The 23,266-nt window shown below is 30.8% G+C and carries 17 protein-coding genes; 3 read left to right on the top strand and 14 right to left on the bottom strand.

Translation table 11 applies throughout. The annotated features are described in order from the left end of the window. Window positions 1-54 precede the first annotated feature (54 nt). The 3 genes from N2251_RS12750 to N2251_RS12760 all read left to right on the top strand — a co-directional run bounded on the left by N2251_RS12750 (window position 55) and on the right by N2251_RS12760 (window position 4,702). Window positions 55-939, top strand: coding sequence for a metallophosphoesterase (locus tag N2251_RS12750; RefSeq protein WP_260587113.1), 885 nt, complete (start codon window positions 55-57; stop codon window positions 937-939). 233 nt (window positions 940-1,172) lie between these two features. Next, complete coding sequence (locus N2251_RS12755) at window positions 1,173-2,375, top strand: porin (RefSeq protein WP_260587114.1); 1,203 nt, start codon at window positions 1,173-1,175, stop codon at window positions 2,373-2,375. Window positions 2,376-2,452: 77 nt separating this feature from the next. Continuing rightward, window positions 2,453-4,702: an inorganic phosphate transporter gene (locus N2251_RS12760; RefSeq protein ID WP_260587115.1), complete on the top strand. Its 2,250-nt coding sequence runs from the start codon at window positions 2,453-2,455 to the stop codon at window positions 4,700-4,702. An 871-nt stretch (window positions 4,703-5,573) separates the two neighbouring features. On the opposite strand, the gene N2251_RS12765 is transcribed toward N2251_RS12760, so the two are convergent. The 14 genes from N2251_RS12765 to tyrS form a co-directional block, all read right to left on the bottom strand. Next, window positions 5,574-6,320 carry a hypothetical protein gene (locus tag N2251_RS12765; protein WP_260587116.1) on the bottom strand — a complete coding sequence of 249 codons (747 nt, stop codon included), beginning with the start codon at window positions 6,318-6,320 and terminating at the stop codon, window positions 5,574-5,576. Window positions 6,321-6,331: 11 nt separating this feature from the next. Continuing rightward, window positions 6,332-6,874, bottom strand: coding sequence for a hypothetical protein (locus N2251_RS12770; RefSeq protein ID WP_260587117.1), 543 nt, complete (start codon window positions 6,872-6,874; stop codon window positions 6,332-6,334). Next, on the bottom strand, window positions 6,874-10,173 hold the full coding sequence (locus N2251_RS12775) for a hypothetical protein (protein WP_260587118.1): 3,300 nt from the start codon (window positions 10,171-10,173) through the stop codon (window positions 6,874-6,876). The genes N2251_RS12770 and N2251_RS12775 overlap by 1 nt, the downstream gene beginning before the upstream one ends. Window positions 10,174-10,300: 127 nt before the next feature. Next, a complete protein-coding gene (locus tag N2251_RS12780) occupies window positions 10,301-11,125 on the bottom strand; it encodes a hypothetical protein (protein ID WP_260587119.1) in 825 nt (274 codons plus the stop codon). 125 nt (window positions 11,126-11,250) lie between these two features. Beyond that, entirely contained in the window at window positions 11,251-11,895 is a 645-nt protein-coding gene (locus tag N2251_RS12785; protein WP_260587120.1) for a hypothetical protein, read from the bottom strand. A gap of 591 nt (window positions 11,896-12,486) precedes the next feature. Then, window positions 12,487-13,353: an acyl-CoA thioesterase gene (locus N2251_RS12790; RefSeq protein ID WP_260587121.1), complete on the bottom strand. Its 867-nt coding sequence runs from the start codon at window positions 13,351-13,353 to the stop codon at window positions 12,487-12,489. Between the two features lie 18 nt (window positions 13,354-13,371). Next, window positions 13,372-14,556, bottom strand: a complete 1,185-nt coding sequence (locus N2251_RS12795) for a GNAT family N-acetyltransferase (RefSeq protein ID WP_260587122.1) — start codon at window positions 14,554-14,556, stop codon at window positions 13,372-13,374. 51 nt (window positions 14,557-14,607) lie between these two features. Then, the gene (locus N2251_RS12800; protein WP_260587123.1) at window positions 14,608-15,567 is read right to left on the bottom strand and encodes a hypothetical protein; all 960 of its coding nucleotides are present in this window, start codon (window positions 15,565-15,567) and stop codon (window positions 14,608-14,610) included. 45 nt (window positions 15,568-15,612) lie between these two features. Next, a complete protein-coding gene (locus tag N2251_RS12805) occupies window positions 15,613-15,867 on the bottom strand; it encodes an SWEET family sugar transporter (RefSeq protein ID WP_260587124.1) in 255 nt (84 codons plus the stop codon). A 78-nt stretch (window positions 15,868-15,945) separates the two neighbouring features. Continuing rightward, entirely contained in the window at window positions 15,946-19,266 is a 3,321-nt protein-coding gene (locus N2251_RS12810; RefSeq protein ID WP_260587125.1) for a leucine--tRNA ligase, read from the bottom strand. Window positions 19,267-19,417: 151 nt separating this feature from the next. Continuing rightward, the gene (locus N2251_RS12815) at window positions 19,418-19,960 is read right to left on the bottom strand and encodes a DUF2911 domain-containing protein (RefSeq protein WP_260587126.1); all 543 of its coding nucleotides are present in this window, start codon (window positions 19,958-19,960) and stop codon (window positions 19,418-19,420) included. A 132-nt stretch (window positions 19,961-20,092) separates the two neighbouring features. Then, the gene (locus N2251_RS12820; protein ID WP_260587127.1) at window positions 20,093-21,133 is read right to left on the bottom strand and encodes a transporter; all 1,041 of its coding nucleotides are present in this window, start codon (window positions 21,131-21,133) and stop codon (window positions 20,093-20,095) included. Window positions 21,134-21,217: 84 nt separating this feature from the next. Then, window positions 21,218-21,535, bottom strand: a complete 318-nt coding sequence (locus N2251_RS12825) for a hypothetical protein (RefSeq protein WP_260587128.1) — start codon at window positions 21,533-21,535, stop codon at window positions 21,218-21,220. 366 nt (window positions 21,536-21,901) lie between these two features. Continuing rightward, window positions 21,902-23,206, bottom strand: a complete 1,305-nt coding sequence (gene tyrS / locus N2251_RS12830; RefSeq protein WP_260587129.1) for a tyrosine--tRNA ligase — start codon at window positions 23,204-23,206, stop codon at window positions 21,902-21,904. Window positions 23,207-23,266: the final 60 nt, after the last annotated feature.

Below are 23,266 nucleotides of genomic sequence, written 5' to 3' on the forward strand. Positions count from 1 at the left end.
ATTCCGTTTTATAAACTCAGTATTTTTACGCATATTTATCTCATAATACTATTTATGTCATCAAATAAAAGAATTACGCGCGCTTTTAATCAAGCTAAAAAATTACCTTTAAATAAAGAATCTAAATATATATTGTTTTCAGATTGCCATAGAGGTGATAATAGTTTTGCTGATGATTTTTCCCACAATCGAAAAATATTTCATCATGCTTTGTCGCAATATTTACAAAAAGATTTTACCTATATCGAATTAGGTGATGGCGATGAATTATGGGAAAATAAGTTTGTTAATATTTTTAATGCAAACAAAGATGTATATCTACTTTTAAAAGAATTTCATGACAAAAATCGATTACATTTAATATGGGGAAATCATGATATGGATTATCGAAATCCGAAAAAAGTAAGCAAAAATTTAAACTATTATTATGATGTTATTGACGGCAAAGAAAAAGAATTGATGATAAACATCTCTTTTTCTGAAGCAATTAGATTAGAACAAGAAAACGGAAAATCGATTTTTCTTTTACATGGTCATCAAGCAGATTGGTTTAATTACACTTTTTGGAAGTTAAGTAGGTTTTTAGTACAAATTTTATGGCGCCCGTTACAATTAATTGGTATCGATGATCCAACAAGTCCCGCTCAAAACTTTAAAGAACTTATAAAAGTAGAAAGTCGTCTTGAAAAATGGATTAAAAACAACAACAATCAAATGATAATCACCGGTCATACCCATCGACCTCGTTTTCCTTCTCAAAACGAAGTACCACATTTTAATGATGGTAGCTGCGTACATCCACGATGCATAACTGGTCTTGAAATAGAAAATAATGAGGTTACATTAATTAAGTGGCATGTGGTTACAAAAGAAAATGGTACAATGCAGATTATAAGAACTCTTTTAGAAGGACCCTCACCAATATCTCATTACATTTAAGTTTAAATAACAGTTTATTAAAACGCTCTTAATATTAAGATAAAAGTGAATGAATACATTTGATGCATCTTATCATGAGAAGTAAATTCGTTTAGTAAATGTTAGTTTTTGTCGACTATTTTATTAGGCTAACTGCCTTTGGCCGAGGCAGTTTTTTTTATTTAATATCAAATTAACAATAAGTTTACATTAGGGTTAGTTATTTGCAGCGACAAAAACTAACAACAACACTAATGAATTTTAAAACAGCACTTACAATCGTAAGTATGTTTGTGTTATCATACACACATGCACAAGAAACAAACGCTCCTAAATTCGGAAAAGGATTATTTAATTTGGTAGGAAAAGACAGTACTTGGACCATGAATATTGGTGCAAGAATGCAATTTCTTGGAACCCATAAATGGGATTCTAATAGCGACGGATTATCTAATCCCGAAACATCATTTTTAGTAAGAAGAGCGCGTTTAAAATTTAGTGGATTCGCTTATTCTCCGAAGTTAAAATATAAATTAGAACTAGGGCTTTCTAATAGAGATATTAGTGGTGCATCAGAATTTACGAGCAATGCTCCTAGATATATTTTAGATGCTGTTTTAAAATGGAATTTCCATGAAAACTTCGAGTTATGGGTAGGACAAACTAAACTACCTGGAAACAGAGAACGTGTAATTTCTTCAGGAAATCTTCAAATGGTAGACAGATCTTTATTGAATAGCAGGTTTAATATCGACAGAGATATGGGGTTACAATTAAGACATCATTTTAATATATCTGATAAATTTATTGTTCGTGAAGCTTTATCAATAGCACAAGGAGAAGGTAGAAATGTAACTACTGGGAATCTTGGTGGACATGAATACACAGCCCGAATAGAATTTTTACCTTTTGGTAACTTTACAAGTAAAGGTGATTATAAGGGAAGTGACTTAAAAAAGGAACAGGCACCAAAATTAGCCATTGGTAGTAGTTATGATTTTAACAACAACGCTGTTAAAAACAGAAGTAACCAAGGATCGTATATGAAAAATGATACTGGCTTTTATCAAACAAATATTTCTACCTTTTTTGTAGATGCAATGTTTAAATACAAAGGTTTTTCTTTCATGGGTGAATATGCCTATAGAGATGCTAAAGATCCAATCGCAAAAAATTCTGATGGAACTTTAACAGGTGATGTTGTACAAGTTGGTAATGGTTTAAATTTACAAACGGGTTACTTATTAGGTAAAAACTGGGAAGTTTCTGGACGTTATACTATTATAAACTTAGATGAAGACATTACGGGTAAAGGAACGGAAAATCAATATACTTTAGGTTTGTCAAAATATATTGTTGGTCATAAATTAAAAGTACAAACCGATGTAAGTTACTTAAGCTTAACTGGTGGGACTAATGAGTTAATGTATCGCTTACAAGTAGATATTCATTTTTAACAAACAATAACATAACGTAAACCTAACATAAGCACTAGAATAGTGTTTGTAAATTTGCAAAAAAAAATAAATCTAAAATGGGAGATCCATATATTTTAATGCTTGTTGCTTTAGCTATTTTAGCTGTTGTCGACTTGGTTGTAGGAGTTAGTAACGATGCTGTTAATTTTTTAAATTCAGCAATTGGATCTAAAGCTATAAAAGTTAGAAACATAATGATAATTGCCAGTGTAGGGGTTTTCTTTGGAGCCATTACCTCTAGTGGAATGATGGAAGTTGCACGTAAGGGTATTTTTAACCCAAACATGTTTATGTTTCAAGATATCATGTTTATTTTCATGGCGGTAATGATTACTGATATTTTATTATTAGACATCTTTAATTCATTAGGTATGCCTACCTCTACAACAGTATCAATTGTATTTGAATTGTTAGGAGCAGCTGTATGTATCTCTTTAATTAAGATTTCTTCTAGTGATACACAATCAATTTCAGATATCTGGAATTATATCAATCATAAAAAAGCAGTTCAAATTATAAACGGAATACTACTCTCTGTAGTAGTAGCCTTTTCTGTAGGGGCAATTGTTCAATTTATCTCTAGGTTAATATACTCTTTCAATTTCGAAAAAAGAGCAAACTATATTAGTGCTTTGTTTGGTGGTTTTGCTATTACTGCAATTACTTATTTCATTATTATAAAGGGAATGAAAGGAACTCCTTTTTATAAAGACATAAAGCATTTAATTGAAGGAAATACCTTATTAATTATCACAGGAAGTTTTATCGCTTGGAGTGTGATTTCTCAAGCTTTAATTAGTGTGTTTAAAATTAATATTTTAAAGTTGATTATAGGTATTGGTACATTTTCTTTAGCAATGGCCTTTTCTGGTAACGATTTAGTAAATTTTGTTGGAGTACCAATTGCGGCATGGAATTCGTACCAAGCATGGGAAGTATCAGGGGTTTCTGCGGATGCCTTTTCAATGGGTATTTTAGCTAAAAAAGTACCATCTAATGTGTGGTTATTATTAATTGCTGGTGCCATTATGGTAGTTACATTATGGACTTCTAGTAAAGCACAAAATGTAATTAAAACAGGTATTGATTTATCTAGACAAGGAGAAGGTCATGAAAAATTTAAACCAAATCCTTTATCAAGAATAGTAGTAAGAGCTGCTATGGGTATTAATATTGGTATTTCTAAAATATTCCCAGCTAAAACATTAGCTTTCGTTGATGCTAAATTTCAGAGACCTGTAATTGAATTACCTAAAGATAAAACTTATGAAATGCCAGCTTTCGATTTAGTAAGAGCAGCTGTTAACTTAATTGTTGCGGGTATTTTAATATCTATTGCAACATCTATGAAATTACCATTATCTACAACCTACGTAACATTTATGGTTGCAATGGGTACTTCTTTAGCCGATAGAGCTTGGGGACGTGAAAGCGCTGTTTATAGAGTTGCTGGTGTAATTAATGTTATTGGAGGATGGTTTTTAACTGCTTTAACTGCATTTTTAGCAGCAGCAGTGGTTGCTTACTTAATTAGCTTTAACATGGTTATGATTCCTGTTTTATTATTAGTAGTAGCACTTTTAATAGGAAGAAATACATTAATCCACAGAAAAAAATCGAAAGAAGTTAAAAAGCAAATGCATTTCGAAAGAGCTGAATTAATTACTATTAACGGAGTAATTGAAGAAAGTGCAGATCATATTGCTGAAGTTGCAACTCGTGTAAACAAATTATACACAAGTGTTGTAAATGATTTAGCTAACCACGATTTAAACAAACTACGTAAAACCGATAAACACGTAGGGAAGTTAAATGATGAAATTGACGGATTAAAAGATGGTGTTTTCTACTTTATTAAATCGTTAGACGATACTTCGGTACAAGCAAGTAGGTTCTATATCTTAGTATTAGGATACTTACAAGATGTAGCACAATCTATTAGTTATATTTCTAGAGCTAGTTTTAAGCATGTTAATAACAATCACAAAACCTTAAAGAAAGGTCAGTTAAAAGATTTAAAACATATTGATAATACACTTTCGAAGTTATTAGATGATATTAGTGCTACTTTCGAAAATAGAAGCTTTGATAACTTAACAACTATCATTAACGAAAAGAAAGAGTTGTTAAAAGATGTTTCAACATCTATCGAAAAACAAGTAGCGCGTATTAGAACAGACGAAACAAGCCCGAAAAACACTACTTTATACTTTAGTGTACTAATTGAAACACAAGACTTAGTTTCGGCTCTTATGAGCTTACTAGAAACTTATGAAGAGTTTCATATAAGTAGTAAAACAGTATAACAAAACTAAACCTGCGAGTGAATTTTACTCGCAGGTTTTATTTAGTGCTAGACTGTTCTAAAATGAAAAAACCACTTGACTTAATCAAGTGGTTTTTTTATACAAAGGGGGATTGGGAGTGATATAAATTAAATACCTTATCAAAGGTTATTTTTTAATGCTGTCGTTCTTTTTAATCTTTAAATACATTATTTTTCTTTTCTGTGAGTGTGCTGCAATGCTAATTAGCATAAATAATACGATTGTAATAAGTAGTTGTATTTTCATAATACCACAAATATACAGGGTATTTGTTCTTAACATGTTTAAATATCTTTAGCTGGGTCTTTTATGTAGTCGAACGGTTGTTTTTGTGTCGATTAACGGGATATTACATATTAAAAACTTTACTAAATCGTACTAATTATTTTTGAATAAAAATGTTCGTAAAATACCACCTACCATCTTCACATTGTTCGGCTGATATTTGGAAGTGTGTATAATCTCCTTCCATATTTTTTTGTTACCTTTACTTTTTACCCACGCATTTACCACCTTTTTTTCCACTTAAAAAGCCATAAGCTACATTTCCTGACACTCTTTTTGCTTCTGAATCTTCTTTTAAATATTGGCTTCTTTTAAAAAATTATCGTGTGATGCTGCTGCTGGTGTTATCATATAATTGATATGTGTGTAAGCTTGTGCCTTTACTACATCTATTTAGCTTAAGCTACTTAATCCTTTATCAACTCTATACTCATTAAATCAATGATAAAATTTCAATTTCTATTCCCTTGTTTTCTGGTAATATTAAAGATACAGTGCCATAAAGATCTATATTTTCTTCAGAACAAGAAATAAATATTAAACTGAATACTAAAAAATACGAATACTAAGGAGTGTTGTAATCAATTAAATCTGTAGCTACCACAAAATAATTTAGTTTAAAATCAGGTACACTATAAATCACATTATTTATAGTAAATTTAAATTCAACCTCCAAATCTGTTCGACACCCTCTAAAAGAAAACACTTTAATTGGTGTTTGAGATTCATCTGAAAGTTGAATCCAACTTCCTCCTTGTGCCGGAGTAACAGCGTTTCCAATAACAGCTGCTTCATAAGCATCAAAAACTGTTTGATTTAGAGCAGATAAGCCAAGAAGACCCAACACTGCCCCTGATAGTCCTGGAGTTGGTAACGTTGAAGGGTATATGGTTCCGCTAGAGTTAACAACCCTTGCCTCTATCTTTACATCACTTAAATTTGTCTGGGGAAAATCTTGTGTTGACATGTATACATCATAATCATACAAATTACTCATACAAATAACATCGTCATCAACATTCAAAATAACAAGCACCGTTTGTGAATCTAACTTAAAATCTAGATAAGCTTTTTGAGATACATCTACTAAGCCCGCATCTAAACCAGCCTCTAGAGGAGTATTTGTTGCTTTTGTTTGATATTGCAAACTGTACTGGGCTGAAGACGAACCTTCACCGCTTGAGGCTGTCCCAAAACTTGGCTTAACTGACAATGTGCCGGGAATGACACCTGTTAACTGCGCTAAAACACCTTGCATCCCAACAACAAAGATTATTATCACTAAAATTAATATGTTTTTATTTATTGCCATGTGCTCTTTATTTAGTATTTAATTATATAGGCTACCGTAATACCGCTTAAATCTGCATTATTTGGATTATCTATTAAATATGACACCTGAAAACCATTACCTATACCATCACCAGAAAACCCTTCGGTAATACCGGTTATAAAATTGGAGAAAGTCCCATTGCTTAATACTTGATTTCCTGATATCATTGTTCCTGTTGCTGTTCCTGCTTTTAACATGGGTACCAACGTAAAAGTAACTGACGGGTCTAAACCACTAACTTCAACATCTATAGATGCTGTACTGGGAGAATTACCATTTTGCCTATACGTGTAATTTACCCACATGGTATTACCTCCACCTGAAAATGCCAAACCTGCTTCTATAAAACTACTAGCGCCACCAGTTACCGGGGTTTCATTAAAATCGATTATAGCAAAATCGATATCCACTTCGGCATCCTGAACAACAACTGGTACAGCTACCAAACTTGTATTGGGTGGTGAAACCTGAGCAAATGTATTTGTAAAACTGGTTATTAGTAGTAATAATATGGTGCGTAATATAATTCTCATTAGTTTCCTATATTAAAATTATTAGATTTAAACTTTATTTTTCGTTTTTTTAATTTTAAAGCAAACACCTTATTAACAACATCTCCGCTTATGACTTCTACTTTAAAATTATTATTAATGGTAAATAACTCATTTTTTTGCACCATATTAATAACTTTAACATTGTAAACACCTGGTGCTAGCGTATTTAATTGAAAACTACCATCTGTACGTGTTGCTATGTTATAGGTATAGTTATCATTAAATATTTTTAAATATGCTTTTAAGCGATATGGTTTTCTACTTTGTAATTGCAACTGTCCTTTAAGCCCACCTGTCTTCATTAGAATAATGTTTAAATCACTCATTTCATCTGCAACTACCGTTACTTCGTATGGTATTTTAGACGTAGTCATTACATCATCTTGTAATGATGACGTTACTACGATTATATAATTTAACCCAACATTTAAGTTATTTAATTCAAAGTTACCATACTCATCTGTTACCACGGTAACACCTCCTGCTACGATTTGAATATCAGCTACATTTATACTCGCATCTTCACTATTTACATTACCTAAAATACCACCTTGGTTAATTACTTTTTTAAGCGGTACACCAAACCTATAAGTATACTTTGCAAAAGCAAATAACTCTTTATCATTAAAACTTCCTGGCCTCTGGTAATAATTAGATCGTATCTCTAAAAAGTGGCGGTTGTGTATTTGCGCCTGCATGTTAAACGTAAAATTATTTTGCACCAGGTAATTATCTTCAGGGCTAAAACCACTGTTATAATTTGTGTTTACAGAAAAATAAGAATTTAACACATACCCTACACCTGTACCATAACCAAAATAATGGTTGTTAGAATCAGAGTTTCCGTATCGGTTCGTAAATGAATGGCTAAAATTACCATTAACTCTAAAATTATTTAACACACTTACCGATCCATTAACAGCGTTATTATACGTTCTTCTGTAATCAGAATTTATGGCTAATAAATTTTTTGTATTATTAACAGCACCATTTATACCATAAGAATATTTTCTATCAAAAAAACGATAATTATAATTTACCCCATATTCTTTATAGTGGTAGTTTTTAATTTTCATTTGATCTTCTCTTTCACGTTTAGTTAAACGCAATCTAAACTGGTGTTTTCTGTTTAAACGATAATTTAATGAAGCGTCATAATTTTCTGTATAAGGCTGGCTGTTGTAATACAGCGTATCTAAATTTTCATTAACTCTAGAGATACGAGCCCCTACTCTAGCGTACCATTTTTTATAGCGATATCCCAACGAACTATTAAAACGGATACTATTTTTTAGCGATCCATAATATTTTTTATCGGCAATGGTAATATTTCCATTATAATTCCAATTTTTATACTGCTGATTTACACTTAAAAAATTAGCCGTATTAACACTTTCTTTTGTTAAACTAGTAGAGGATTCTAAAGCAATACGAGTTCCTTTTTTAATATAGTTTCCGTTAAAGGTTATTATTTGACCTTCGTTAGATAAGTTTTGAAAGTCAACATCGTTTACATAACCTTTTTCTTTTTTTGATTGAGACAAAGACACCCCTATATTTACATCATTATTAATTTTATATTGTGCTTTTGCCCCATATACAGCCTGACTATTAAAAGCATTTAATCGTGGCTTAGAATAAAAAGCTGTTAACGTTAAATCGTTTATTCTTTGATCTAACCTAAACCCCATACCATATCTACTAGAAAATCCTAAACGATCTATACGATACCCATGATCTCCTAAATAAACCGTAGTTAAATCTTTGTACTTATAAATTACACTATATTGATCTGCTGTTCCAAAACGACGTAAATTTAATTGTTTAGGCCCTCTAAAAGTAAAATTTAAATGATGATTTTCTGTTTCATCTAAATACCCGTTACCTCTTAACTCTGCTGACAATGTAGAATAATGTTCTTTCTTTCGTGTGTAACTATTGTACAACAAACTTGCTTCCATAGGAAACCTTAAATAAGGATCTTTTTGTTTGATGCGCTTCGGAATAACACGCACCTCTTTAAAGCTACGCTTTTTTGTATTATCTCCTTCACTTACAACCATAAGCTCCATATAAATACGAGAAATATTATTTAAACGTTTATTTGTTTTTTCTGTTACCGTTATCAACATAAGTGAATCTGGAGCTAAATTCCTATTTAAACTCCCTTCAATACTATTTGTAGACTCTAAATTAATCGCGTGCATGGTGTTTCCCATATTTCTTACCCCAAAAGTTGTTTCAACAATCTGTCCGGCGTTCACATACTCTGGTGCAGAAATATTAAACACCTCTAAACTGTAATTTTTTGCAACTTTAAAGTTTAAAACTTTTGTTTTAACAACAGCCTTCTTATTATTTTTTACAAACAACTGTACTTGTTGCTTACCTGGGGCTGCATTACCTTGAATATTAAAAGTTAAGAAAATTAATTTTTTAGAAGCTCCTTTTAATTTAGCTGATGGTGTTAAAGAAATTAACGACCAAGCTTCTGGCAATAATACTTCAAAATTAAAATCAAACTCCGCTACTCCCGATTTTTCAATTTCTATAACCAAAGTATGCTTCGTATCTGACTTATATATATTCTTTTTATATAACGGGTTTATATATAAATTGAACGGTAACTTAACATATTTTAATTGCTGTAATTGTGCTTTCGATAGTTGCTGTTTAATATCTTCTGATTTTTTCATATTAAAACCTATTTTTTCACTTACCTTTACTCGTGTTTTTTTTGCGCTGCTCCTTTTAGCAGAACTGTTTACCTTTGCTAAATTAGCATTTACTTGAGGTAATGTTGGTACTGAACTTACTTGGTTAACTTTAGTAATTTCCCCTTCAGATAATTTATTTTCTAACATACTACCATCACCGTTCTTTAACACTTTTCTAACCACCGTTGTGTTAACAGTAGTAGTGGTTGTAATAGTTTCTTCTATATAAGGATCGTAGCTATTATTGATTTGTAGTTTTGCTACATTTTTAATAGCAGCTTTTTTTAAGCCAAATTCATCTTTAAAATCATCCTTATTCTTCAGTGTTTTAATCCTTAATTCATAAGGATTTTTACCTAAACTTTTCTGAGATAACGGTTGCTTTACAACGTTTGTTACTTTGGTTTTTGTGGTAGATTTAGATACCAGCTCTGGTGCAGCTTCTTGCACATTTTGTTGGTCTGGTTTTATTGCTAATGAAGATTTAACAGGTGGTGTTACTATAACTGGTTTAACTGTATCTTTTTTAAATACGTTACCTTTTTTTTTATAGTTCACCATATCACAACTCATAAGAAACAAACAAAAAAGAAGTAGTTTATATATAGTTTTCATAATGAGATTGAAATATTAAGATAGGGATATGAAAATAAAATGTATTTTAAATTTATCTAATAAAAAAACGTTTTTATTTTATAGTTAAAGACAGATTGGTCCCTACAAACTCACCATCCGCTTCTGCAGTTAATACACATTGGTAATTACCTGATGCTAAAACTGATAAATCTAAATAAATATCACGGCACGAATCAGCATATATATGCTTGTTTAATGATTTTTTTTCTAATACTAAATCACCAGCTGTGTTATACACTTCCATATTTAGTGTTGTTTTATAAGCAAAATTTGTAGTATTACTTAATGTGATACTTAGTGTTTTTTTAATTTGATTGTCTTGAAGTGTATGGTATGTTAAATCCATGTTTTCAAAATTAAGATCAAATACAGGTGTCTTATCTACATGCACTAGTATACCTATTACATAATTAGTTTTAGATGTTAAACCAACAATATTTTTAGCTAAATTTAACTTTTTAGGATCTGGGTTTTGAACTTTTAATACTGCTAAAAAAGAACCTTGAAGCCCTTTTGTATTTGGCACTGTAATGGTAAATGGATAATCGTATTTTGTTTTTGCAGAAATAAACTTCTCTGACTCTACATCTGATACCCACTGAGAACCTCCGTGTGTTAAATCATAATCGTCTAATAACTTAAAACCACCGCTACAATCAAACTGAACATCTTTAAGGCTTACCTTAACGACAACCTCTTCTTCTGTCGGATTAACCAATATTACATGTCCTTTAATAACATCGCCTGGTCTGGCACTAAATACTTTCATTAAACCTCCTTGGATAGAAATTTCTTGAGCATTTAGATGTCTAATCGGAAGAAAAGTTAAAGCTATCAATAAAAAAGAACCTTTAAGTAAGAATATAATTGGCTTCATGTATAAGTTGTTTAATAACTATTGCTTTTATTGAATATATAAGTTCACTATTTAGTCATATAATGTGACTTATTTAAAAAGCAGATCTATACACACAGATCTGCTTTTTTAAAAGATGCATTTAATTAAAGTGCACTAATAGTATAAGTTAAAGTAGACTGCATTACTCCAGTACCACTTGCATCAAGACCACCAAAAGTCGTTGTATCTTCTGTCAAGTAATATTCTAATTCTGTTCCGTTAGTAGGGCCATCTAAGGTATATGAAGCTAAAATACCATTTCTAACAGTAACCGCTGTTGTTGGCACCATCGGTAAATCTAAGATTACTAGGTCACCCGGCTCTCCTACCATAGCTCCAGAGTCTACTCCACTTTTTAAATTAAGATTAAAACCTGGTATAGCCGCATCTAATTCAACAGTAATAACAGTATCACTACTAGCTACTGTTGGTACATATGTATGGTTCACTCTTACTTTTGCAGAAGGAATATTAGCTACATTCATAAATAAACCAGCTTCATTAACATCTGTAGCTGCTATTGAAAATGTGATGTCACTTACTTCACCAGTTGGTGTTCCAGTAGCAGCTACTGAATGAACATCGATAATCGCTATAGATGGCAAATCTACTGTAACAGTATGAGTCGTAACATTATCTCCTGGAAGTTCAACAGCATTTGCTATTCCTGTTATTGTTACTGTTCCTGTTTGTGCACTCATAGCTGTAAAAGATGCTACAGCTGCAATTGTAAATAATAATTTTCTCATGATAAAATGGTTTATAAAGATTAAAAATATTTTTGTTTCAATTATTACTGTAAGTATACATTACAAGTCATCTTTATGAATTTAAGATAATTTAAACAACCATTTACTGTTGATAAATGGTTGTAAAGTTGCTTTATACGGAAAAGATACATTTTTTTTATAGTAAATCACTCAAAAAAAAAATAAATTTTTTAAATCTATCACACAAGTTACCTACTAGATAACAACAAGTTACTATTAAAAAAAGAATTATTATTCATTAAGCAACCTTATTTAGTACATGATTACCATAACGACTTGCAATATTATTATATAACTGTTTAAATACAATAAAATGCAGTATCAATAAACCTAGCATTTAGCCAAACACTATATGAAGCCACCCATGTAAGTTATTTTAGTTTAAATTAAAATTTGCAATACCAAAAGACTCTTTTTATTCAATTACATGCTAACTCCCTAATAAATACCGCAACAAAATAAGCTATAGGAAAAACATATAAATCAAAAATACCTGAACAATAAATTTATTGTTCAGGTATTTTTGATAATTTACTTAGTATCGATTATTTATAATTAGGCAAAATTAATTTAGTTTTTCATTGGGCGCATTAAACCTTCTTGTGCAACAGAAGCTATTAACTTACCTTCCCTTGTATAAATATTACCACAAGCAAAGCCACGTGCTCCAAAGGTATTCGGACTCTCGATTGAGAACAACATCCAATCGTTAAAATCAAAATCACGATAAAACCACATTGAGTGATCTAAACTTGCCATTTGAGTATTACCAAAATTAGCAATGCTCGCATTCGGATTTAAACAGGCTGTTAAAATGTTGTAATCAGAAATATAGGTAAGAATTTGTTGTTTTAACGCTAAAGATAAATCAACAGGATCTCCTTTTAACTTAAACCACACATCAACAAATGGTGGTAAATCTTTCATATCAAGAGGGTTTACAATTTCTACAGGTTTAAACTCAATTGGTCTTTCAACACTTAAAAATGCTTTTAACTTTTTAGGTAAAAAATCACCAAATTGCGCTAACATATCTGTCCAACTAAATAACTCTTCGGGTTTTTTTATCCCTTTTTTAATTGGCATTTGATGTTCATACCCTTCTTCTTTTTTATGAAAAGAACACGATAAAATAAAAATTGTTTTATCATTTTGATGTGCAGTTACGCGTCGGGTAGAAAAACTACCTCCATCACGAATAACCTGCACATTATAAGTTATTGGTAATTCTAAATTCCCTGCTTCTAAAAAATAAGAATGCAAGGAATGTAAAATACGACTTTCTTTAACCGTTCTATAAGCTGCATTTAATGATTGCGCTAAAACCTGACCTCCAAATACATTTGGACTACCAATATCTTTGCTGATTCCGTTAAAATTGTTATTACCTATATCTTTTAAGGTTAGTATTTTTAATAGTTCTTGAGTGTTTTTCATTATTGAAAATTAACTTTGCTATTGTTTTATTTTAAATGGATGTTTTTGTTTAAATTCTGATGGTTGAATTCGTTTTAAAAACAGACTTAAAATACGATTTGTAATTGTTTTTTTGTGTCGCAAATAAATAGTTAAATCTTGCGGAACTGCTCCTACCGAGCTTTTTATTTCACTTGCCGTTCTCCCGAAGTTTATAGTTTTAACTTTTCTTTGTATTCCTAAAGAAATGTAATCATATAACATGCGTTGATATATAGCGTATTCTTTATTATTGGTGTAATCTATTCCAACAAAATGAGCATCTAATGAATCTTTATTAAAAATTCCTGATAAAAAACCTACTAACTTATCTTCTAACCAATAAGCTCTTAAAAAATAAGCATCCCCTAAATTATCTTTTAATGATTTATACGTTTTGACATTGAAATCACCTAAATTAAAACTCGATTTAGTAGAAACCGTTTTATACAACGCTTTCATTTCTGGCAATAAATCTTTAAGTCTACCTGAAGTAACATCTTCAGTTTTTAACGATGCACTCAATTTTAATGCTTTTCTTGCTTTTACTCTAAACTTAGTTTTTAAAGCGGTTAAATAATCATCTAAACTATGCCAATCATTTTCTAAATGCAATACCATATTCGGTTCTACATTAAACGAATTATAACCTTCTTCATGCAAATCATCAGTAATAAACAACGATTCTTTTTCAAAATCTTTTAGCATAAAGAAATCAACTTTATTCTGAGGTTTTAAATTAGTAAAATCGATAACTGCTTTCGCTATTTTTAGAATGATTTCATTTTTATTCTGGTCATCTTTAATAAACGTTCCATGTTCACCGCTTACAAATGTATTTCCGCAGGTAAGTATTTTAAAAGGTTTTTCTGGAGATAGTATTCTTAATTTTCTTCCAGTACATTTTATCCATTCTACGACAGATTGCATATCGTTTTGAACACTATCTAAATAAAAATCTACTATTTGAATAGTTGCTATTGCAACTGCTTTATCTTCATCAAATAAAACAATATAACCAAACTGTATTTTTGGATTGTTTTGTTGTAATGCTTCTAAATATTTCGGGTGATAATATAAGTTTTCTGTACAGTTTAATTGTTGCCAAACATCGTTTGATATTTCATTAACTGCATAAAAGTATTTAACATTTAAAGCATGCTTTGTACAAGATAAAAAATTCACAGACCCCTTTATATTTTGGGTGTAAATTACTAAAAGTTTATGTAAACGTAATTATACAACTCCGTTATTCCAAACTGGCACTTTTAAAAGCTTACTAATTTTCATCATATCACTTAAAATATACATCTTGTCTCCATGGTTTAGTAAATTAAATCGATCTCCTTTATTGGTTATCAAATTTAACTCATATGAAAAATAACCGCCTGAAGAACTACCTCCCGACGAAAATTTTTCTAATACCTGCAAAGCATATACTTCCTGATATTGCAATGTTTCACCACCAAAAATAATTTTTCTTTTTCGAGTATGTATAAATACTTTTGGAGAAAACATAAATAGTAAAATCAACCCTATTAATAAAAAAGGGCCGCCAGAAGTAAAAAACAATTTTCCTCCTTTCATAAAAGTAAGTGGAATATCATAAATTTGATAGTACTCATAAAATGAAATTGTTACATAATTTAAACCCATTAAGAAAAAACTCCAAGCAAATACTTTAGTAAACGAGCTAGCGGTTATTTTGTACCCTTGTGCTGTTTTTTTAAACACTTCACTTGGAAAATTACTAGCAGAACTCTCTAGAGCATTCCAAGATATTTGTTGCCCTATTACATCAGCTGTAGGGTCTTCAAAAACAAAATCTACTTGTTTATTTTTAGACGAAGTTTTCTTTTTATTAGAAATATAATTTGTCGCAACCATACCTACTCCCATAAATACAAAAACAAGTAACATTCCCCCTATTTTATAAAACATAAACTTCTCACCACCATAAATCTTTGTATGAATTGGTACGGTGATTTCTAATTTTTGAAGTAAATGTTTATCTTTTTTAGTTGGGTTTTTTAACTGTTGTAATGAATCTAAAGTATAAATATCATTTTTTAATGCTATTTGATTGTTGTTATATCTTTCGTGTTTTTTATCGACCTCTGGTATTACAACAAAAAATATAATTCCGATAGGAATTAGTAAAAAAAGCCAAGTGCTTTTTAACGATATCTTACTCATTACGTTTATTTTTATAATTTAAAATATATTAAAGACACCTTAAAATTACTTGTATTTAATTTTCATAATAACTAAAAATAGTGATGATATAGCGGTTACACTATTTGCTAAAATCATAGGTATACTTTTTAAATGAATTCCATATATTAACCATAATACAATACCTATAAAAAATACGGAGTACATTACTAAAGATAATCCTTCAGTAGACTTTGTTTTCCATGTTTTATAAACTTGTGGTAAAAATGAAGCTGTTGTTAATGTGGCTGCTAATAAACCTAATGTTTCATAAAAATCCATACTAAACTGTTTTAAACAAAAAAAGAAGACTTTTTAAAATTTTAAAAAGTCTTCTTTTTTTGTAATTAACTTTATCTTTTATCCTACAATATTAATAATTTTTCCTGGCACAATAATTACCTTTTTAGGTTCTTGCCCTTTTAATTGTACAATCGTACGTTCATCAGCCATTACTATTTTTTCAATTTCATCTTTACTTAAATCTAAAGATAATTCTAGAGTAAAACGCATTTTACCGTTAAAAGAAACTGGGTACGTTTTAGAGCTTTCTACTAAATGAGAAGCTTCAAACTTAGGAAAATCAATAGTTGCTATTGAACCTTCATGCCCAAGCTGACTCCATAATTCTTCTGCAATATGCGGTGCATACGGTGAAATTAATGCTAATAAAGGTTCTAAAATAGCACGTTTATTACATTTTAAAGCAGTTAATTCATTTACAGCAATCATAAAGGTAGAAACCGAGGTATTGAATGAAAAATTCTCAATATCTTCTTCTACTTTTTTAATTGTTTTATGTAAAACTTTTAACTCTTCTTTTGTTGGTTCAGCAGCAGTAACAAGCACTCCTTCTTCGCCAATATATAATTTCCATAATTTCTTTAAGAAAGAATACACACCTGAAATACCTGATGTTTTCCAAGGTTTTGTTTGTTCTAAAGGCCCTAAAAACATTTCGAATAAACGCAATGCATCTGCACCAAATTCTTCACAAATTAAATCTGGATTAACAACATTGTATTTAGATTTCGACATTTTCTCAACCTCTCTATGACACACAAATTGTTTGTCTCTTCCAAAAACAAATTCTGCTGTTTCAAATTCGCTTCTCCAAGCTTTTAACTTATCAATATTTACGTTTACATCTCCTTCAAGCGTGCTTACATCAATATGAATAGGTCTGTATGTTAACGATTTTTCAGCTTCAGCAGTTAAACCTGCTTCTTTTAGTTTTTTATCTAAACGAGTCCATAATTTATCATCTGCTGCTATTTCTTGTATTTGATTTTCTCCTTGAAAATAATCAGATGAAATATATAAATTATTCTTTTTTCCGTCAAATAATGCTTCATAAACAAGTGCTGATGTTCCTAAAATCATTCCTTGGTTGATTAGTTTTTTTGCAAACTCATCAACAGGAACAACTCCTTTATCAAACAAGAATTTTTGCCAAAAACGAGCATATAATAAATGTCCTGTTGCATGCTCAGAACCACCAATATATAAATCTACTTCTTTCCAATAATCAGCAGCTTCTTTGCTTACAAATTCACCATCGTTAGTAGAATCCATATAACGGTTAAAATACCACGAGCTACCTGCCCAACCTGGCATTGTATTCAGTTCTAACGGATATACTGTTTTATTTTTTAACTTATCATTCGATACAACTTTCTTTGCACGAGAATCCCAAGCCCATTCTGTAGCATTTCCTAAAGGTGGTTTCCCATCTTCTGTAGGTAAATATTTTTCTACTTCTGGTAAAACGATTGGCAAGTGTTTAGCATCAATCATTTGAGGCATTCCGTCTTTATAATATACAGGAAAAGGTTCTCCCCAATAACGCTGACGGCTAAATACTGCGTCGCGTAAACGATAGTTTATTTTACCAAAACCAAAACCTTTTTGTTCCATTTCGTAAATCGCTAATTTCATCGCTTTTTTATACGACAAACCATTTAAGAAATCAGAATTTGCAATTTTAGTTCCTTCTTTATCTGCATGTGCCGCTTCAGAAATATCTACATTTTCAAAAACATTAGGAATCTCTAATCCGAATTTTTTTGCGAAATCATAATCACGCTGATCACCACAAGGAACCGCCATAACAGCACCTGTACCGTAGTTTGCTAACACGTAATCTCCAATCCAAATTGGTATTTGTTTTCCCGTAAACGGATGTAAAGCATACGCACCTGTAAAAACTCCTGAAATTGTTTTTACATCTGCCATTCGTTCTCTTTCAGAACGCTTTGCTGTTGCTTTAATATAATCGTAAACGGCTTTTTGTTGCCCTTCGGATGTAATTTTAGCTACTAATTCGTGCTCTGGAGCTAAGGTCATAAATGAAACTCCGTAAATAGTATCAGGTCTGGTAGTAAAAACATCGATTTTATAATCGTTTGCTATTGCTGTTTCTACAACCTCAACAGTTGTTTTTTCAATAGGTTTTGCAAACTGAATTGTGTTGTTAATTTTAGATACAGCACCTAAAACATTTTCTAACACCTCATCATTTGTAAAACGCACTACATGAAATCCTTCACTCGCAAAATAAGCATCTCTTTTTGCTTCGTCTTCTTTACCAGAAAACTCCACTATTATATTTTTTGCTAAGCATACATAATCTACTAAAAATGTACCAATGGTATATTTTTTTCTGAATTTTGCTGCTCCTTTTTTATTTTTTAATTCATTCCAAAGTACTTCTTCTGCCTTCGATAGGTTTAAACGCATTTCTTTTAACGCCTCTAACTCTTTATAAGATAATCTTACGCCAGCTTCTGGCGCTTCTAAAGCATCTACCTTAAAAGTTACCATTGCTCCTTGCGAACGACCAATCCAATTTGTTTGGCTATCTTTTAAAGGCTGTGGCCAATCGACTGTTTCTAAACCATCTAATAAACGTTGTGCATATGCAGAAATTCGCATAGACCATTGTGTCATTTTCTTACGCTCAACAGGATGACCACCACGCTCTGAAACACCATTTATAATTTCGTCGTTTGCTAATACCGTTCCTAATTCAGGACACCAGTTTACTTCAGTATCCGACAAATATGTTAAACGATATTGCAACAAAATTGCTTCTTGTTCTGTAGTTGAAAATGCTTTCCATTCATCCGCAGAAAAAACAGTAATATCTTCTTCTGAAACAGCATTTACTGTTGCGTTTCCTGATTTTTTAAATACAGAAATTAATGTTTTAACATCTTCTGCTTTATCGGTATCTTTATTATACCAAGAGTTAAAAAGCTGAATAAAAATCCACTGTGTCCACTTATAATACTCAGGACTAGAAGTACGTACTTCACGAGACCAATCGAAAGAAAAACCGATAGTATCTAACTGTCTTCTATAGGTTGTAATATTTTCTTCCGTAGTTTTTGCAGGGTGTTGCCCCGTTTGAATTGCATATTGTTCTGCCGGTAAACCAAAAGAATCATACCCTTGCGGATGCAATACATTAAAACCTTTATGACGCTTGTAACGTGCATAAATATCTGATGCAATATATCCTAAAGGATGCCCAACATGTAAACCTGCTCCTGACGGATAAGGGAACATATCTAAGACATAATATTTAGGTTTCTCCGATTCATTACTGGCTTTAAATGTTTGGTTGTCTGCCCAAAATTGTTGCCATTTCTTTTCTATCTCTTGATGATTATATTGCATTTTGTCTCTTTTTAAGAAGTTGCAAATTTACGGTTATTTTAAATACTATTTTTATTTCTTTTTTCAAAGAAAATTGAATTCTTTAAAAACAAAATAGGTTTAAAAATCATGTGATTTTTAAACCTATTTATTATAATTGTAACGATTATTTTTATCCTTTAACAGGTACAGAAACAATTACGTTACCCCAACCTAAATACATAGTTGCATTATTGTTTTCTCCTTCGAAAATGATAGAGAAAGCTTCAGTAGATTTAGTTGCTTTAGAAACTGTTCCTTTTACACGTAAAACATCTTCATTTTCATTATAAAAATAAGAACCCCAAACATTTTTAGCAGTACTTAAAATTACTGTCCATTCAGTTGTTCCCGGAATTGTAAATAATGTATAAGTTCCTGCCTTTACATCTTTACCTCCAAAATTAACATCTTTATAAAACGTAATTTCTGCCGCTTCATTAGCACCTGTTCTCCATACTTTCTCTGCGGGAGCTAGCTTAGACAAAGCTCTTCCTTTTAACTTAGGACGGCTATAAATAACTTTTACTAACTTATCTGAAACTCTATAATTATCAGGATATGCTGCTGCATCCATAGGACTTTTATCTAATCCTTTAAAATTTTGAGCTGTTGCTTCTGTAGAAAACAATACAGCTATCATTAACATTGCTAATACTACTATTCTTTTTTTCATTTTAAAATATTTTAAATTTAATTTATTAATGTTTCGTCTTCAAAATTACAAATCCTTACAGAAAGTTACTATTAATAATAGTACATAAATTCAAAAAAACAACAAAGACATTCGTAGTTCTCATATCAAAAACTACATTGAATATTGTAAACCTAAAGTTATTGTTTCTTTTTGTTCTAACTGAATTCCATTTAATTTTTGATAAACAGGTAATGCATATTCAAAACCAAAACGAACATTTTCTAAAGTACCTTTAAATGCGTATACATTAAATCCTAATCCAGTATTTATATAATTACCCCCTGAATTTTCAGTATTTGCAGTAGTAACCATCATAGGTGTTAAATTTGGATTTTCACCATTTGTTTTAGCTACAGATAAGATTTCCATTCGTGCCGAAATACTAAGCCAATCGGTTGTTTTTACAGCAAACCAAGAATTTAAGCTGTAACGGTTCCCTAAAGAATAATCATATTTATTTCTTCCAAAACGATAAGTAGCTTTTAATTGAGAACCCCAAGAGACTTGATTCATTTGACCTAAATATGTCAACCCTAAATCAAGATCATAAGTTCCGCTACCAACCTGCATTGGATAAGGCAATATTATTTCATTTGGAGAAGACATTGGTGTTTCATCTATAGCTTCTATACTTCCTGTAGGAATAGATATATTTACCAAACTATGTAAAGATTGACGGTTCTTATTAATGAATTTATATAAGATTCCTAATTTTAAATCTCCAAAACCAGATGATGCTGTTGAAAATTTAGTTTTCATCCCCATCATTCTCATCTGCAAATCCATATCATTAGTAATATAGTTTGCCATCGCCATTAAAGTTATTTTATCTGTTGGCGCATACATAATACCTAACATATGCATATTCATTGGCATGCTTAAAGGCGTTACCATATAACCAGCATTGTGAGCTGCATCATTAGTAATAGCAGTACCTTTTTGCTGTAATCCTTTCATATACATATTCATGTATCGGTAAGAAAACATTAAACCTCCTTTTTTATGGTAATGATCTCCCATTACACTGATTGGAGCATGCCCATCTGGCCTACTGGATTTCCATTCGTTATTCTGTGATGTTATTTTTTGTGCGTTTACTACTTGAAATAAGAACATAAAAGTTCCTATAAAAATGATTTTTGATAATTTCATCAGTTTATTTTTTTTAAAAATTTTACACTATTGTTTTGTACAGTTTAATTTTAAACTATACTCTTAATTATTTGTATGTAAAACTTAAAAATTTGGTGGATGAAAAATGGTTGCTAAAAACAGAAAGGAATAATTTTTTGCATAAGAGTATGTTTTTTTTACACACCTATTAAAACTGTTTTTTGCACGTACAGAGAGTAACTCCACAAAGCCTATTGGATAGTCTTTTATGACAATGCTTAATGATTTAAAATCATCTTCTTGTTGCTGTTCTATCTTTTGCATTAATTGACATTTACCATTACATTGAAGTGCTGGCTTATCTTTATTAATACATAATACTTTTGATATATAATCATAATTTACTGCATATTCAACAAACGGTGCAATTGGCCTAAGCATAGCAACCATGTAAAGTAGAATAAAAAAATAAACGCTTATTTTTTGCAGCAAAACTTATTTTTAAAATAGATTAGGCAAAGATAGTTTAACTATCTTTTTTTAGAAAAAAAACCACATTAAATATTATTTTAATTTATTCTAAATAAAGTATTATATTTGCACCGAATTACACCAATCATGATCATATTTTATACTCAAAATAAAAAGGCTATTCCTGTTGTATCAATGCAACAAGAAACTATATGCTCTTCTGTTTGCACATCAAATTGTATAAAACCAAAAAATAAGTGTTGTAATAAATACCAAAAAAAAGGCATCAACTGTAAGCGATGCCCTTTAACTTTTGATATTAAAATAGCTTCTTAATTACGCTACTTTTAATAAGAAATAACTCTTTTTTCCGCGTTGTAATAACACGTATTTATCAGCAATTAAATCTTTTACTGTAATTGTAAAATCTTCTTTTACCTTTTCTTTATTTACCGAAACGGCATTTTCTTTTAACGCTCTTTTTGCATCTCCATTAGATTTTAAAAAGCTAGTTTTTCCTGATAAAGCATCTATCATTGATAAACCTTCTGAAATATCTTCTTTAGAAACTTCCGCTTGCGGTACACCATCAAAAACATCTAAAAATGTTTGTTCATCTAATCCTTTTAAATCATCTGAAGTTGATTTCCCGAACAAAATATTAGAAGCCGCAATTGCTTTTTCTAATTCATCTTTAGAGTGAACGAATGTTGTAACTTCTTCTGCTAATTTTCTTTGAAGTGCTCTTTCATGAGGAGCTTCTTTATGTGTTTCAATTAATTCTTTAACACTTGCTTCATCTAAAAATGTAAATATTTTAATATATTTTTCTGCATCTTCATCCGAAGTATTTAACCAAAATTGGTAGAATTTATATACCGATGTTTTAGCTGCATCTAACCATATATTTCCTCCTTCTGATTTTCCAAACTTCGATCCGTCTGCTTTTGTAATTAACGGACAAGTCATTGCATACGCCTTTGCTTCTTCACCTACATTCATTCTACGAACCAACTCGGTACCAGTAGTTATGTTACCCCATTGATCTGAACCACCCATTTGTAATAAACAGTTGTGATTTTTATACAAATGGTAAAAATCATATCCTTGAATTAATTGATATGTAAATTCTGTAAAACTCATTCCGCTATTAGAATCTCCAGAAATACGTTTCTTTACAGAGTCTTTAGCCATCATATAGTTTACCGTAATACGTTTACCAACGTCTCTAGCAAATTCTATGAATGAAAAATCTTTCATCCAATCGTAATTATTTACCAATAAAGGAGCATTTGTTTTATCGCTATCAAAATTTAAAAAACGTGCTAAAGTTCTTTTAATTCCGTCTACATTTTTAGCTAACGCCTCTTCATTTAGTAAATTACGTTCGTCTGATTTTCCTGACGGATCACCAATCATTCCCGTAGCTCCTCCTACCAAAGCAACTGGCTTATGCCCTGCTTTTTCAAGATGTACAAGTAATATAATAGGTACTAAACTACCAATGTGTAATGAATCAGAGGTTGGATCAAAACCAATATATGCCGCCGTCATTTCTTTTTGTAATTGCTCTTCTGTTCCTGGCATCATGTCGTGAATCATTCCACGCCAACGTAATTCTTCTACTAAATTTTTGGTCATTTTTATGAGTTTTAAAGAGACAAAGATACATTTATCGTTCAAAAAATTCTATTTTCGTTA

The organism is Tenacibaculum haliotis, from assembly GCF_025215075.1.
Lineage (GTDB): Bacteria > Bacteroidota > Bacteroidia > Flavobacteriales > Flavobacteriaceae > Polaribacter > Polaribacter haliotis_B.

Bases quoted from the DNA above. Each gene is read 5' to 3' on its own strand.
- N2251_RS12790 (WP_260587121.1), bottom strand. From the start codon at position 13,353: ATGAAAAACACTCAAGAACTATTAAAAATACTAACCTTAAAAGATATA.
- tyrS (WP_260587129.1), bottom strand. From the start codon at position 23,206: ATGACCAAAAATTTAGTAGAAGAATTACGTTGGCGTGGAATGATTCAC.
- N2251_RS12810 (WP_260587125.1), bottom strand. From the start codon at position 19,266: ATGCAATATAATCATCAAGAGATAGAAAAGAAATGGCAACAATTTTGG.
- N2251_RS12775 (WP_260587118.1), bottom strand. From the start codon at position 10,173: ATGGTGAACTATAAAAAAAAAGGTAACGTATTTAAAAAAGATACAGTT.
- N2251_RS12760 (WP_260587115.1), top strand. From the start codon at position 2,453: ATGGGAGATCCATATATTTTAATGCTTGTTGCTTTAGCTATTTTAGCT.
- N2251_RS12780 (WP_260587119.1), bottom strand. From the start codon at position 11,125: ATGAAGCCAATTATATTCTTACTTAAAGGTTCTTTTTTATTGATAGCT.
- N2251_RS12770 (WP_260587117.1), bottom strand. From the start codon at position 6,874: ATGAGAATTATATTACGCACCATATTATTACTACTAATAACCAGTTTT.
- N2251_RS12805 (WP_260587124.1), bottom strand. From the start codon at position 15,867: ATGGATTTTTATGAAACATTAGGTTTATTAGCAGCCACATTAACAACA.
- N2251_RS12785 (WP_260587120.1), bottom strand. From the start codon at position 11,895: ATGAGAAAATTATTATTTACAATTGCAGCTGTAGCATCTTTTACAGCT.
- N2251_RS12765 (WP_260587116.1), bottom strand. From the start codon at position 6,320: ATGGCAATAAATAAAAACATATTAATTTTAGTGATAATAATCTTTGTT.
- N2251_RS12755 (WP_260587114.1), top strand. From the start codon at position 1,173: ATGAATTTTAAAACAGCACTTACAATCGTAAGTATGTTTGTGTTATCA.
- N2251_RS12820 (WP_260587127.1), bottom strand. From the start codon at position 21,133: ATGAAATTATCAAAAATCATTTTTATAGGAACTTTTATGTTCTTATTT.
- N2251_RS12750 (WP_260587113.1), top strand. From the start codon at position 55: ATGTCATCAAATAAAAGAATTACGCGCGCTTTTAATCAAGCTAAAAAA.
- N2251_RS12815 (WP_260587126.1), bottom strand. From the start codon at position 19,960: ATGAAAAAAAGAATAGTAGTATTAGCAATGTTAATGATAGCTGTATTG.
- N2251_RS12800 (WP_260587123.1), bottom strand. From the start codon at position 15,567: ATGAGTAAGATATCGTTAAAAAGCACTTGGCTTTTTTTACTAATTCCT.
- N2251_RS12825 (WP_260587128.1), bottom strand. From the start codon at position 21,535: ATGCTTAGGCCAATTGCACCGTTTGTTGAATATGCAGTAAATTATGAT.